We start from the raw sequence: 13,651 nt of genomic DNA, 5'->3' as shown, positions 1-13,651 counted from the left end.
ATTTTTGAATATTACTTACTCCCAAGTTTTTTCGCCTTTTTCATTTTTTGAAGCGTCGCAACATAATCCTCTTTTTATCATTTGCAGTCAACAATGAGATCGCTTTCTCTTGTGTTTTGATTGCTTGATCTTTGTCACCTAGACGATAAAGCAGGTTGGCAAAGGTATCCAAGAACATTGGTGTATCTTTTTCTTTCTCCAGCGATAATTTGCTCCATTCCGAAGCTGCTTTTAAACAAGCAGGATCATCACAGTTTTCAAAGATAGACCACGCCATATTGTTTAGTTCCATTGCAGTGATGGTCGAACCGTATTTGGCAATATACTTGTTAAAACTGTCTCTCAGTCCAGGATAGTTTTTGTATAAGAGAAATAACGCGGTTGCATTTCCAAGCTCGCTTTTTCGGTATTGACCGTCGGATATTTCTGTGCCAGTTCTTTTTCGATAGCAGCAAAATCTACGGCTTCTTTAGCCTGGATTTTGGTGTTGACAGCTTCACCGATCAATAGTTTCGCTAAGAAATCATTTGCTTTAACCTTCTCACTGATGGCATCAAACTTGGCTGGGTTGTCTTTTATTAAGTTAAATGCTTTCGAATCCTTGATGCTCGCCGAAGAAAGCAATAATTCCACATTGTCTTTTGTAAAGATCTGGTCTGTTGATAACGAAGATAATACAACGCCCTCAGCCTTTGCCTGTGTTTCTTTATCATAAGCATCTTTTGCAGCCGCAGCCATAGCTTTTGCAATTGTTGTATTTTGTGGATCAGCATTGAATTTTGCCAATAGGGTTTCATATTGGCTGTTCGGATCCAGTGCTTTTTGGGCTTTGGCAATAAAGCCATCCGCATCTCCACCGCCTACAATGCGGTGTACAAGATTGCCTTTTGAATCAAAGATCAAGAAAGTAGGATAGGCTACTACCTTATAGTCTTTGGCAAAACGATCTGCTTCGGTGTACCAAGATTTTACTTCTTCATTGTCCTCTTTGGTCTTATCCATTTGGATTTTGGCATTGACAAATTTTGCATTGAAGAAATCACCGACCTTCGCCTGTGGGAAGATTGTGCTTGTCATGTACTTGCAGGGGCCGCACCAAGTGGTGAAACAATCAACAAAAATAAATTTGTTTTCCTTGGCTGCCTTTTCTTTGATTTGATTCCAATTGAGACCATGCTCAAATTTTACACCCTCGCTCTGAGCGAATAGTAATGTTGGAACCAAGAATAGCATTAAAATTAATTTTCTCATAATCCGTTGATATTTAGGTGTTAATTTACTGAAATAAAACCTTATCAAAAAAATATTACGAGAAAAATTAATCAGGAGTTTACTATCTTGAAAAAATCAATGGTGATTCCATTGAATGAAAGCCCGACCCACAAAATAGATGGCTTCATGGACTTTTATCGCCCAACTGCTGAACGACGATTTCCTGCATAAAGATATGCTTCAAAAGTTCAGATACGGGATCGCTGATTTAGTTAATTTTCCCAGGTTTTTATCCCTTTGGTCATTTTGTCCAATGTTTCCTGATAGATTGGTCGATCGTCGTCACTGGCCATCTCTATGGCTTTATTTTGCCACTTGATCGCCTTATCTTTTTCACCTTTTTATAAAGTAAGTTGGCGTATGTATCTAAGAATGCAGAGCTGGGATCTTCTATGATAGATTTTTTGCTCCAGCTGATGGCTGCGTCGATACATTCGGGGTCACTGCTGTTATTAAAAATCGTCCAGGCAAAGGTGTTCAATTGATGTGCTGTGAAATCCTCTGATGATAGGTAATCATTGATGGTGTTTTTCATAGCCACATAATTCTTGACCTGAAGATAGTAGTGTGCTTTGATCTTTTTAAACATAGGAACGAAATCTATGTCCGGATATTTTGCTGACAGCTCACTCTGGTAACTATCCCAGTTGGGTTCATGCTTGGCATCTATTTTAATCAGGAAAAGCTCATTGACAACCACATTCGCGAGCGTACGATTGGCGATCCCCGGTGATTCCAGCAAAATATCTATTTTTTCCTTATTGTTGCGGATCAGGTTAAAGGCTTTCGAATTTGTAAATTTAGCTGCTGCTAAAAGAATATGTACGTTTTCCTTTTTAAAAAGTTCATCGGTCCCCAAGGAATTGGCTAAGGTATTTTCAGCTTTACGTGCAGTGCTTTCGTCATAAGCGATATTTGCCGCTTTTAACATCTGTTTGGCAGTGTAGATGTCCTGAGGTCTTTTTCAAACTTTTTTAGCAGGGTATAATACTGTGTCTCGGGATAGAGCCCATCCGACACATGGTTGACAAATTCAGGTGCATCGCTTGCGCCAACAATCCGGTGTACAGCTTCTCCGTTCGGATTGAAAATCAAAAAGTTGGAAAAGATTGGATATTGTACTCATTAGAAATAGCACGGGCATCAGCATACCAACTTTTGACAGCAGCATTGTCCGCTTCGGTGGAGTCCATTTGGACTCTGATGCTAATGAAATTTTGATTGATGGGCTGGCCAACCTGTTCCAGGGGAACACTTCATTACTCATATACTGGCAGGGGCCACACCATGTCGCAAAAAGTTCAACGAAGATAAACTTGTTTTCTGCCTTCGCTCTTTCTTTGACCTGTTTCCAACTTAATCCTTCTACAAATTTCACCCCTTTGGTCTGGCAATGTGCTAAATTCCCAAATAAAATTGCAAGGCATAATGCGATTATACTTCTCATATCTCACTGAACAACTAGATTTATAATTAGGTTTAAGTTATCAAATTAATCTGAAAACAAAAACACCTCTGAAATATTAATTTCAGAGGTGTTTTAAACGATGGGTAAATCGCTTATTTGATATTTATCTTCGATTTCAAATCTTTTGTCAGACCATCTTTATGTAACAGCAAAGAAGTTGTTTTATAACGCACAAATTCTTTTGTAGCGTATAAATATCCTTTGTAGTCGTTGGATGTTCCCAAGAGTTTTTGACAATATAATACTCTTTACCATTTTGATCTTTTACAAGACCGACGATGTGCATACCATGATCGTCTGTTGTTTGCCAATTGTCGAAAGCTTTTGTCTCTCTTCAGGTGTGATCTTCATTTCTGGTTTAGGACCAACGAACATGCTTGATTTTTCTTGATCGCTCATTTGTTCGAATGGTTTTCTGGAACATAAGCAACACCGTTTTTCCAGGAGAATCCTTTTTCTGAAACGTCAGTTGCCCAAGCGACAGTATAACCTTTTTGCAGCGCGTTGTCAATGATATCTGTTAAATCATTCATCTGAACATTGTAGAAACGATCAAATGACCAGTTATCTGGGATTAAGAGAACGAATTGGCTATAATAAGGGTGGTCAGTAACTGAAGCAATCCCAACATAATCATCCGGATTGATACCAACTACCTGATCAGCAAAAGTACGTGGTGTATAGGATTTGCCATTGTAATCAAATTTTTCAGGAACTTCCCTAAGTAAGAGTCCATTGCTGCGGTGTAGGCTTTTTCCCAGTTTGGAGTCAATGCTTTTCCTTTAACAATTGAGCCTAACATCGCGTCAAGCATTGATGTCATTTCACCAAAGTTGTTCAGCGTGGTACCATAGTGAAGGCCTGTATAGGCTGACTGTGGCATTGTGCCATATTTGCGGAATGAATTCAATACATCATGAAATTGACCACCTTCACCCAATGATAATCCACCGTGAAGACGTACATAAGTACGTGCTTTATCTAAGTACGTATTACGTGCTGTATATATCTGAGAAATCTCAACAGGTTTTTTACCCATACGGATCATTTCGGATTCTAGAAAAGAGTTTCCTGAATAAGACCAACATGTACCCGAAGAACCTTGATTCTTGATCGAAGTATTACCTAAATTGATAACTTCTGTAAATGTAAATCCAGATTTGCTATTGTCATTTTGATTTGCTTTTAGGGCATTGATCAAATTGTCCTGTGCTTGTACTTGGAATGAAGCTGCAAAAGAGAGGCAGCTAGTACAATCGATTTATTCCAATTCATTTGTTAGTATTTTGTTAATTTAAAGTGGTGCTAAATTAAATAAATAAAATTTAGTAAGGCAAATTCCTCTGTAAAATAATTGTTCTTAAAAATGAGGTATAATTTAGGCCCTTTTGTCACATAAAGGAGGAGTAAAAACTAGGCTAAAATATTGAAAAGCAAAGGGTCGTAATTTTTACGACCCTTTGCTTTTATTTTTATTCGGCAATCTCTTTATGCTTTGGAAAGAGTAGCGAAGCGATAATACTTAAGGCAAGTATACCGATGATCACAATCAGCGAATGCGTCGTTGTAAAGCCAACCTCTGCCAACCAGTGATGCAATAACATCTTCAGACCAATGAAGACCAATAGAAAAGCTAACCCGACTTTTAAATATTGGAACTTATGGATAATATTGACCAATAGGAAGAACATGGAGCGCAATCCAAGGATGGCGAAAATATTAGAGAAGAATACCACATAAGGATCTTTGGTCACTGAGAAAATTGCGGGAATAGAATCCACTGCGAAAATTAGATCGGTAAATTCAATCACTAACAAAACCAAAAATAGGGGTGTCATGTATTTTACACCATTCTCGATATGGAAAAAGTGACCGCCATCTAATTTTGGCGTTACCTTGAAATATTTGGACGCAAATTTGACAACCGGATGGTTTTGAGGATCGACCTCTTCCTCCTGGTTCCGATTGATAAACATCTTGATACCTGTGAACACCAAGAAAGCACCAAAAACATATAGGATCCAGCCAAATTTAGCGATTAAGGTTGCACCAAGGAAGATAAACAGAAACCGCATAACGATAGCCCCAGAATCCCCATACCAAAACTTTATGGTAGTATTTTTCGGGAATCCCAAATGATGTGAAGAGCAGTACCATCACGAAAATATTATCGACAGAGAGTGCGTACTCAACAACATATCCCGTTAAATATTCCAAGCCTAGGTTTTTATTGTAGATTTCTAAACTTGCCGCTAGATCACCGGGAATAATTTTAATATCGTGGTGATGCTTGGTGATGACTTCTTGCAGATGGTTTAGATCATGAATATTATGCAATTCAAATCCATACTGACGGAGCAACCAATAGAAGCCTAATGAGAATAATACCCATACAGCGCTCATAATTGCGGCAGTCTTTAAGCTAACTGGTTTATCGCCCTTGGAAAATAGTCCAAGGTCAATGGCTAGCATCAGTGCAATGAAGATCAGGAAACCTCCAAAAACATTAATTCGTGACTCATTATTTTTTTCTTTCTGTTGTATATTTTACCAATTGAAGTAATCCTTCTTTGTATTCGCTATTTGGAAACTCTTCCAGGATGCGAAATGCATCTTGTTGATATTCCAGCATTTTGTTTGTTGCATAGGCTAGTCCACCGCTGTTGCGTACAAAATCGATCACTTCAGCAACCTTTTTCGGGTCTTCATTATGGTTTCGAACCAGATTGATGATTCGCCGCTTTTCGCTGGAGCTTGTCTGATTTAACGCATGGATCAACGGCAATGTCATTTTCTTCTCTTTGATATCATTCCCCAGGGGCTTACCCACGTCATCCAAACCAAAATCAAATAAATCATCCTTTATCTGAAAAGCAATACCAATTTTCTCTCCAAATTGGTGCAGTTTCTCTACCGTCTCTTGATCCGCATTGGATGACGCCGATCCACAGGCGCAACAGGAAGCAATTAACGATGCTGTTTTTTTCGGATGACCTCAAAGTATATGGATTCTTCAATATCCAGTTTACGCGCTTTTTCGATCTGGAGTAATTCCCCTTCACTCATCTGGTCAACCGCTTCCGAAACAATTTTTAACAGATGGTAGTCCTGATGTTTGACAGAGAGTAGCAAACCCCTTGACAGTAAAAAGTCACCAACCAGTACTGCAATCTTATTTTTCCAGAGTGCATTGATTGAAAAGAAGCCTCTACGTTCGTAAGAGTTATCCACGACATCATCGTGAACAAGCGAAGCTGTATGCAGTAATTCAACCAAAGCAGCGCCGCGATAGGTAGATTCATTAATCCCATTGCAGATGCCCGCTGAAAAAAATACAAACATTGGCCGCATTTGTTTGCCTTTACGTTTGATCAGATATTGCGTGATACGATCCAACAAGGGAACGGAGCTTTTCATCGATGCTTTGAATTTCTTTTCAAAAGCTTCAAGTTCGTGGATAATAGGGCGTTGGATCTCTGTTAATTTTGACATGAATTGGAATGAAACACCAAAAAGTTAAAGCTTAAAGATAGTAATTTTGTTACAACTCATCGACTGCTTGCTCAAGATTTTTGTACCATTCTTCTCCATAAGTACGGATCAGGGGATCCTTTAGAAATTTATACACAGGCACCTGTAGTTCTTTACCAAAACTGCAAGCGTCTTTGCAGATATGCCAACGGTCATAATGAAGGACATCAAATTCCGGATAATGCGTTGTACGGATAGGATATAGGTGACAGGAAACAGGTTTCCGCCAGTGGATTTCACCCAGTTCATATGCCTTTTCGATTGCACATTTTGTAATGCCGTTTTCCCAAGTCACATAGGCGCATTCTTTGTGTCCGTCAACGCAGGTCGTGGTTAAATCTCCATCTACGTCAATGACGTATTTCCCTTGTTCTTCGATGGCCTCAATGCCTTTCTCCGTCATATAGGGCTTTACCTTAGGGTATATTTCCTCCAGAATTGCCTTTTCACTTTCTAACAAAGGTGCTCCCGAGTCTCCCTCGATACAGCATATTCCCTTACATTTTGATAGGTTGCACACGAAATCATTGTTAATCAGATCTTCATGCACCAACACATTTCCTACTTCAATCATTCTAATTATTTTGAGTAGCTTGCTTTTTGCCCCAATTTATATTTTAGTCCACTCGCTTCCAGAAGTTCTAAGGTAACAGAGCCAATTAAAATATCGACATTGGCCTTCACTGGAATACGGTTACCATCATTGGTTACCCAGAGATAAAGCTTGCTATTTTTTTAAAGATACGTCCCGGTTTAATTTCGGGACTGAATTTAAGGCATTCCAATGTGCCCAATTCTGTTTTTATTTTTTCTATTCCAATGTACTGTATGCCCAAGGTGGCTATTTCATCATTCAGAAAGTAAGTCAGTTTAAAGGATTCACCCGGCTTGACCGAAGTTAAGTCCAGATTGCGGGCAAAATAATAGGACGATAGCAAATCAAAGGTCTGATCTACCTTGGATGTAAATGTTCCTTTATTACCGACCACAGTATGTGTATCCTGATTGAAACGTACTTTGTCATTCCGTCTGTAACCTCCCTCACGAATGTTTTCTGTATAATAGTAAGGCAAAAACGTCTTGCTATTTATATACGAGTTGTATTCGTTTCTTACGGTATAGATGGCAAAAGCTCCTGCTGTTTTACCCGCGGCATACAGATGAAAGGAGGGATTCCCAAATCCGTCTTTCGTATCACCAACAGTCAACGTTCCCGTTGCAGCTGAAATAATTCCATAGCGGAGTTTATACTTTAATTTCTCTCCACCTTTAAATGCAGATTCTTTTAAATGGGGTAAATCCTGAGCGAAAACTGTACTTACAAAAACTGATAAGTAAAGGAGCAATGTCGATATAAGTTTCATGTACGTAAGTTTACGAAAATTGTTTGAAAAAGAGATGTTAATTTCATCAGAATAAATTGTCTCTTTAAGGTGATGAAACCCACATGAGCCCGCTGCTCATACTTGTTTGTCAGCTGCTTTTGGCGCTTGAGGACTTCTTTTAAAAACTGGAACCGTTGAACAGGGTTCGCCATACATAATACTTTTCGCTACTTTGCTGAGTTTCACCGTGAATTGGACAAATGTCGATTCAGGGATATAAGTATCTCCACAGCCCTTAACAACTACCCTTTGATCCCGAAACTGTTCCATGTCAATTTGATCAATAGCGGCGGCATACTGTATACGTAGCAGTTCATCTAAATCGCCAAAGACAATGGTCGAAGCATATGGCTCTAACTTATTTGCCAGTAGCATATAAGCCCATGTTGGGACAATAGCATCTGCGCTACAGGTTATGGCGATATGCTTATTTGTATATTGTGACCAATCGTGTGTTTTGATGAACTCGCGGAAATCTTTTTCCCTAACATCAGACCATGGAACAAATTATCCTTGATATCATATAGGACGTTGTCGGTCTTTGGATGATAATCTGCCAGATCAACTGTCACTAATCCACTTTGTGCAACTTTATTGACAATATTTGTTTGAATTTCCATAACTATTCTATCAAAAAAAAGCCGGACGATAATTCGTCCGGCTACAAATTTACTTAAAAATCTTCTAAAAGAATTTCACTCTATTGTCAATGATTTCAGCTTTGTCTTGTAATGCACGGAAAATAGATCCCCAAGCACGTTGCGCTTTCGCTGCAAGCATTTGTTTCTTTTGTCCGTTGATATCAGAGATTGCTGATGGGTTTGTAAACCCATTTACCTGTACGACATATACACCTGTGTTTCCTTCAATTGCTTTAGAGGTTTGTTTGGTTGAAGTCCAAAGACTGTACCTACTACAGCGTTTTCTAAGGCTACACCCGGAATAACAGGATTGGCAAATACCACATTCTCTACGTGAATAGCCGATTTACCTACTTTTTGAGCTACTTGGTCAATTGAAGAAGCTCCAGCTAAAGCTTTGCCAAATTTTTCTTTTAGGACTTTAGCTTTAACCATGTTTTTAACTGCAGGCTCGATGTCTTTTTCACAGCGTCCAACGAAAGTACCCCTTTTGGTTGTACATTCACTAAACTCGCCAGGATATAAGAAGTTTCAGTTTCAAATACCTTATCTGAGATATCACCTTTTTTAGCTTCGAAAGCCCATTTTATCAAATCGCGAGGTGCTTCAGTACCATCAAGTACATTGTCCATTGCAGTAACACGTGATGCAGTTTTGGCTTCTAAACCAAGTTTTTTAGCCTCTTGTGCGAAGTTTTGAGCAGTTGCAGCAGATAAGAAAGCTGTTGCCTTGCTGTGTGCATTATTTAAAGTCTCTTTACCACTATTGATTACTTTATCGATGATAGCGACCTTAGCGTATTTTGCTGTACCGATTTGTTTCTCAATTTTAATAATGTGCACACCAAACTGAGATTTTACAACTTTAATGTCTCCGGCTTTACCTTCAAATACTGCTTTTTCAAATTCTGGTACCATGCGACCTCTTGTAAAAGTACCAAGCTCACCACCATTTGCTTTACTTCCAGGGTCACTACTGAACTGAATAGCCAAAGCTGCAAAGTTATCTCCTTTTGGATCAGCCCTTTGATTGAATCAGCTTTTGCCAAAGCTTTGTCAACACCACCTTCAGCAGTAGCATCCAATAGGATATGCGAAGCCTTTACAGAATCGGGACCTACGACAGTTGAAACCACTTTTGCAATTTCGTAAGCACCATTGCTTAGGAATGGACCTACTGTAGTGCCTGCAGCGACATTGAAAACTACTGAATCCAAAGAAGGACTCAATTGGCCTTTTTTCACATAGGTGAAAGGATACTTGTTGTCCGAATTGATAGATGCAAATAACGAATCATCCTTTGCAACAATAAGGTCTTGTTTTAACTTGTCAATCGCTTCTTTTACAGCCAATGAATCCTTTGCAAGAGGTTTTGCATCTACCGTAACGTATTGAATCGCACGTGTTTCCTCTTGTGTTTTGAACATGCTTTTATGTTCATTATAGTATTCTTGGAAATCGGCGTCAGTCACTTTAGCCTCAGCATCTTTTACAGAAGCGTAGTCTAAAAGAATGTATTTGAAGTTCGCCAATTTATTACGTTCTTGGTATTCTTCGTTTGCTTCCAATGAAGTTACGTATACACTGTTCGAAAGCAACTCGCCATACTTGCTGCTTAGACGTTCATCTTTCACACCCTCAAGTAAAGCTTCCCACTGATCAGCCATGGCTTGGTTGCCAGCTGTGTTGATTTGGCTTATAAATGTTGACAACTGACCACGGTTAAATTGTCCAGTTTGTGGGTCGGTAAATGCCTGAACGATCTGAGCTGAAGGATTTGGCCCTTGTACTAGATCATTTAATTCCTTACTACCTACTGTCAAACCGATTTTTTCAATCTCTTTTCTCAAGATTTCTCTGGATAAGAATTGATTCCAAACCTGTTGTACGGCGTATGTTCTCATTTGAGGAGTAACAGCGCCACCCATTTGTTGCTTGAACATTTCTTCTGCTTGTTCCACCTGTTGGTTGAACGCAGGATATTCAATTTCAGTTCCGTTGACTTCCCTACACGATTTTGATGTCTAGCCCAAAAGGAGCCCCTCCTCGAACGACATCGCCTAGTAAAAATGCTAAAATTGCGATAGCCATGGCTGCGGTCAAGATGACACCAGCTTTGTTACGCAAAAAGCCCATTAATCCCATAGTCTGCTTATTGTGTTTATATTGTGTAAATACTTGTATTTCGTTAATTTATGCATAGCATAGCAAAATGCGGTGCAAGATACAATTTTTATAAAAAAAAACGGAATATTTTCCTGAATGTAATAAAACAAATTTGAAAAGTATTTGTATTGCGCTATTTTTTATTGAAGAGGGTCTTGATCAGGTGACTGTAATATCCTTTAAGAAATCTGTGACAGAGTTGCTTACGGGATCTACTTGCAGGTACATATCTTTAGGCTAGTAAATAACATGATAGTAGGGAGGCCAATGAAAGTATGATCTCTCTATCTACCTATGGATGGAAACAGACTGTTATCCTTGATTATAACAACACCAGTTGCATTCTGTATATTGGCATGTTGCAGGTCTTTGTCGGATGTAAAAGATGATCCCTGTAGGTTTCCCCTTTGATCTTTAAAGAATGCCTGGACAGGAACATTATTGTAAAAAGTTTTATTGGGATCTTTAGCTCCTTCATCATAAACGATTTCTTCCGTTTTCATAATGGACCCATCGGCCATGGTGACAATGACGTTTTTGGTAAAGACTGTTATTTTCTCTTTTTCTTTCCTGATTGCATAGTCAGAGGTAATACGTTGTGTTTCCTTTAGCTTTTCATCATAGAAGATGATTTTTATGCTTTTTGGAAACTCATAGACTTCTGTACTATCGTGTTTGATCCGCATTTCGGGTGCGGTTAGGTTCGCTTTAACCCGGGTTGAATCACTATAGATAACATCGACATGGCGTGAAATGTCCACAGCCTCTTCTTTCTTTAAGTTGGCGATCCGGTCGACTTCCTTTAGATCTGGCTCGCAGGAAGTCAATAAGAGCGCCCCTAGCAAAAATTGAATTACCAGGGGCGATATATTTTGTGATATGAATAGTTCAGATACTTTGCGTACCATTATCTTAGTCAAATTGATTTCTTCTAAACCAACGGTCATTTAGCGTAAAGCCAATATTGAAGTTGATATAACGTTCACGTAACAGGCCATTGGCTACTTTACCCATTTGGCCAAATTCTGCTGAAAAATTGATCTTCGAGAAAGCACTTGAATATTGTGTTCTGGCTAATGGTAAGCCCACACCCACTGTTACGGCCATATCATTGATATCTTGACCGGCTAGGAAATACTGGGTTTTGTTGTATCTGAATCCAAGGCGATAATCTACGTGGTTCAGATAGTTGAGCGAAGATCTATCAGGTGTCAACTGACCACCAACTGATACACCATAATTTTTGCGCAACTCGCCTTCACCATTTCTGACCTGAAATCTTGACCAGTCTGCATATTTGAAGTCTGCCCCAACCAACCATTTGCCATTTCGTGCAAGGGTAACACCTATATTATGTTTTAATGGAAGTGTCAAATGCCTGCTGATGCGCTCAGACATATAGGTTGTATCGATTGGAATATTTTGATTGTCTGGATCTGATGATGGTTGAGTCCTTGTGTCGAATATCGTTGTTCGCTCTTTTATATCGTTGTTTAGCGATCCCGAATAACCAAAGGTCAAGGCATATTCTTTGCCGATAGGCTGTTCGTATTGTAAGCCGTAATCAAAAATAATACCTTGGATTTCACGTTTATTTTGACGTTGCGGATTTAAAGCTCCAGAGGATGAAGGAAATTCAACACGGCTATAGTCATTTAATGTACCAAATAGGTAAGACATATTCGCACCGATACTCAATCCTTTATAAACACGTACCCCCAACCTGCATAAGCTTTTGTGAGGCCTCCTTCACCTGTAAAAACCTTGTTAAATGTTTGCGAATTAATGCTTTCCTGTGAATTGGTACGATAGCCCACATCCGAAAACGGCAGTAGCCCCAAACTGATGCCACCAAACTTTTGCATTGGAAAAGTCATGGTAATATGGCTAAATGCAAAATCAGCAGTATTTGCAGATCTGGTTGTTGATTTTAATTGCGTGTAGTTGCCATACAGCCCTGCGTCAAATACACTAAGTCGCGCAGCGGAGTAAGATGCTGGATTGCTCGGGTTGGTATTGTAATAGATGCCATCTAATGTACGGATTGCCGTACTGATACCACCCATCGCTCTATACTGAGGTAATAAATCTTCACGTATCTGACCTATCCCCAATTGAGAATAAGGTGAAGCGGATGTCGTTTTTTGGGCAAATGCGGTAGTAGAACTAGCTAAAATTCCACCTGCTAACAACAGTTGGAGTGATTTATTTCTTAGAGAGCTTATAAAGCGTTTCTGCATGGTCAATCTATAAAATTGAGAAACTAATGTTTATTTAGTTTTTGTGAAATCTTTGAGTTTTTTGACTCGTGTAATTAAATGTTCTTTGCTTTTATTCGCATACAAAACTATTCAATTTTTGTGAGCTTGTTAAGCCGATTTTGTTAAAAAGGTTAAACACTTGTTGTACAAATGTTTAGAAAAATTGAAAGTAGATTATGGTTAATGCGATGATTGCATACACGACCTCAAAAACCATTTCTTTTTGGCGTAGGTGAAGTAGTAGGCCATATAAATCGCAACCGGGGAGCACAGAGTAAAAAGTGGGCCTCAGTTAATTTCTTATTCCAATAAAAGGAGGCTACAGCCAAGCATAACATGAAAAATAACAACTGAAAGGATTTTCGGATATGCACAATGCTCTTGAAAAAATTATCTTTGAGGATCAACAAGAAGAGGATCAGTGTAAAGAGTACAGGAACCAATACCAGGTAATCAAATAATTGAATACGGATAGCCGTTGGGAATTTGTAGGTGAATGGCAACCATATGGTGTAAAACAAATCCATTTTTCCTACCCATAAATAGATTACCCCTAATATAAAATAGATTGTAGCCAGTCCCAATAGTGGTGTGATCCATTCACGCCAATTGAATGGTCTAAAAATAAGTAGGGCGATCCACAGCAGGAAGAACATGCTCAAGAAAGGAAAGTAGATCAGACTTCCTATGCCGACAATCATCCCCAGATCGAACATTTCCGCCTTTACGTCTGTCTGACGATAGAGAGAAAGCAATTTGCTCAACATCCAGATCGAAATAAAGTTACAGATAAGGGTGGGAGACAGAACTAGAAAGGGTAAAAATAAACTGGCCAGTGTCATATACATCAATGCGACCAAAAACTAGGTTTTCCAAGCAGATTGAAATGGCTCGTGATCCGATTCAGTATCGTTGCCTGAAAAATGGT

General features: G+C 39.1%; 18 protein-coding genes and 4 pseudogenes. All 22 read right to left on the bottom strand.

The window, feature by feature from the left end:
- Positions 1 to 40 precede the first annotated feature (40 nt).
- Positions 41 to 292 carry a hypothetical protein gene (locus KUH03_RS14590; RefSeq protein ID WP_257094374.1) on the bottom strand — a complete coding sequence of 84 codons (252 nt, stop codon included), beginning with the start codon at positions 290 to 292 and terminating at the stop codon, positions 41 to 43.
- 50 nt (positions 293 to 342) lie between these two features.
- On the bottom strand, positions 343 to 1,251 hold the full coding sequence (locus tag KUH03_RS14585) for a thioredoxin family protein (protein ID WP_257094372.1): 909 nt from the start codon (positions 1,249 to 1,251) through the stop codon (positions 343 to 345).
- A 316-nt stretch (positions 1,252 to 1,567) separates the two neighbouring features.
- Positions 1,568 to 2,203, bottom strand: coding sequence for a hypothetical protein (locus KUH03_RS14580; protein ID WP_257094370.1), 636 nt, complete (start codon positions 2,201 to 2,203; stop codon positions 1,568 to 1,570).
- A gap of 102 nt (positions 2,204 to 2,305) precedes the next feature.
- A complete protein-coding gene (locus KUH03_RS14575) occupies positions 2,306 to 2,650 on the bottom strand; it encodes a thioredoxin domain-containing protein (protein WP_257094367.1) in 345 nt (114 codons plus the stop codon).
- A gap of 217 nt (positions 2,651 to 2,867) precedes the next feature.
- Positions 2,868 to 3,026, bottom strand: a complete 159-nt coding sequence (locus KUH03_RS48640) for a hypothetical protein (RefSeq protein ID WP_373564729.1) — start codon at positions 3,024 to 3,026, stop codon at positions 2,868 to 2,870.
- Positions 3,005 to 3,139 carry a hypothetical protein gene (locus KUH03_RS45945; RefSeq protein ID WP_306429588.1) on the bottom strand — a complete coding sequence of 45 codons (135 nt, stop codon included), beginning with the start codon at positions 3,137 to 3,139 and terminating at the stop codon, positions 3,005 to 3,007. Before KUH03_RS45945 ends, KUH03_RS48640 begins: the two co-directional genes overlap by 22 nt.
- A complete protein-coding gene (locus tag KUH03_RS45940) occupies positions 3,136 to 3,387 on the bottom strand; it encodes a hypothetical protein (RefSeq protein ID WP_306429743.1) in 252 nt (83 codons plus the stop codon). Before KUH03_RS45940 ends, KUH03_RS45945 begins: the two co-directional genes overlap by 4 nt.
- A gap of 5 nt (positions 3,388 to 3,392) precedes the next feature.
- Complete coding sequence (locus KUH03_RS45935) at positions 3,393 to 3,941, bottom strand: hypothetical protein (protein WP_306429587.1); 549 nt, start codon at positions 3,939 to 3,941, stop codon at positions 3,393 to 3,395.
- 271 nt (positions 3,942 to 4,212) lie between these two features.
- Positions 4,213 to 4,897, bottom strand: a pseudogene (locus tag KUH03_RS14565) (TerC/Alx family metal homeostasis membrane protein).
- A gap of 364 nt (positions 4,898 to 5,261) precedes the next feature.
- Positions 5,262 to 6,232 (bottom strand): annotated as a pseudogene (locus KUH03_RS14560) (polyprenyl synthetase family protein).
- Between the two features lie 49 nt (positions 6,233 to 6,281).
- Positions 6,282 to 6,845: a DUF3109 family protein gene (locus KUH03_RS14555; RefSeq protein ID WP_120261404.1), complete on the bottom strand. Its 564-nt coding sequence runs from the start codon at positions 6,843 to 6,845 to the stop codon at positions 6,282 to 6,284.
- A gap of 5 nt (positions 6,846 to 6,850) precedes the next feature.
- Entirely contained in the window at positions 6,851 to 6,961 is a 111-nt protein-coding gene (locus KUH03_RS45930; protein WP_306429742.1) for a hypothetical protein, read from the bottom strand.
- A gap of 17 nt (positions 6,962 to 6,978) precedes the next feature.
- Entirely contained in the window at positions 6,979 to 7,635 is a 657-nt protein-coding gene (locus KUH03_RS14550; RefSeq protein WP_306429586.1) for a DUF3108 domain-containing protein, read from the bottom strand.
- 96 nt (positions 7,636 to 7,731) lie between these two features.
- Positions 7,732 to 8,276: pseudogene (locus tag KUH03_RS14545) on the bottom strand (DUF2480 family protein).
- 213 nt (positions 8,277 to 8,489) lie between these two features.
- Complete coding sequence (locus KUH03_RS14540; protein WP_257094366.1) at positions 8,490 to 8,732, bottom strand: hypothetical protein; 243 nt, start codon at positions 8,730 to 8,732, stop codon at positions 8,490 to 8,492.
- Complete coding sequence (locus KUH03_RS14535) at positions 8,711 to 9,289, bottom strand: peptidylprolyl isomerase (RefSeq protein WP_257094364.1); 579 nt, start codon at positions 9,287 to 9,289, stop codon at positions 8,711 to 8,713. Before KUH03_RS14535 ends, KUH03_RS14540 begins: the two co-directional genes overlap by 22 nt.
- Positions 9,290 to 9,480: 191 nt before the next feature.
- A pseudogene (locus tag KUH03_RS14530) lies at positions 9,481 to 10,257 on the bottom strand (SurA N-terminal domain-containing protein); the annotation flags it as partial.
- A 46-nt stretch (positions 10,258 to 10,303) separates the two neighbouring features.
- Positions 10,304 to 10,441, bottom strand: coding sequence for a hypothetical protein (locus KUH03_RS14525; RefSeq protein WP_257094362.1), 138 nt, complete (start codon positions 10,439 to 10,441; stop codon positions 10,304 to 10,306).
- Positions 10,442 to 10,746: 305 nt separating this feature from the next.
- Positions 10,747 to 11,289, bottom strand: coding sequence for an LPS export ABC transporter periplasmic protein LptC (gene lptC / locus KUH03_RS14520; RefSeq protein ID WP_257094360.1), 543 nt, complete (start codon positions 11,287 to 11,289; stop codon positions 10,747 to 10,749).
- A gap of 85 nt (positions 11,290 to 11,374) precedes the next feature.
- Positions 11,375 to 12,160 carry a hypothetical protein gene (locus KUH03_RS14515; protein WP_257094358.1) on the bottom strand — a complete coding sequence of 262 codons (786 nt, stop codon included), beginning with the start codon at positions 12,158 to 12,160 and terminating at the stop codon, positions 11,375 to 11,377.
- Positions 12,157 to 12,654, bottom strand: a complete 498-nt coding sequence (locus KUH03_RS14510) for a hypothetical protein (protein ID WP_257094356.1) — start codon at positions 12,652 to 12,654, stop codon at positions 12,157 to 12,159. The genes KUH03_RS14515 and KUH03_RS14510 overlap by 4 nt, the downstream gene beginning before the upstream one ends.
- Before the next feature lie 275 nt (positions 12,655 to 12,929).
- On the bottom strand, positions 12,930 to 13,583 hold the full coding sequence (locus tag KUH03_RS14505; protein WP_257094354.1) for a hypothetical protein: 654 nt from the start codon (positions 13,581 to 13,583) through the stop codon (positions 12,930 to 12,932).
- Positions 13,584 to 13,651 lie beyond the last annotated feature (68 nt).

It is taken from the genome of Sphingobacterium sp. E70 (assembly GCF_019285695.1).
Classification (GTDB): Bacteria; Bacteroidota; Bacteroidia; order Sphingobacteriales; family Sphingobacteriaceae; genus Sphingobacterium; species Sphingobacterium detergens.
The sequence above is the reverse complement of the archived record's forward strand: the minus strand, read 5'-3'. Positions and strand labels throughout refer to the sequence as shown.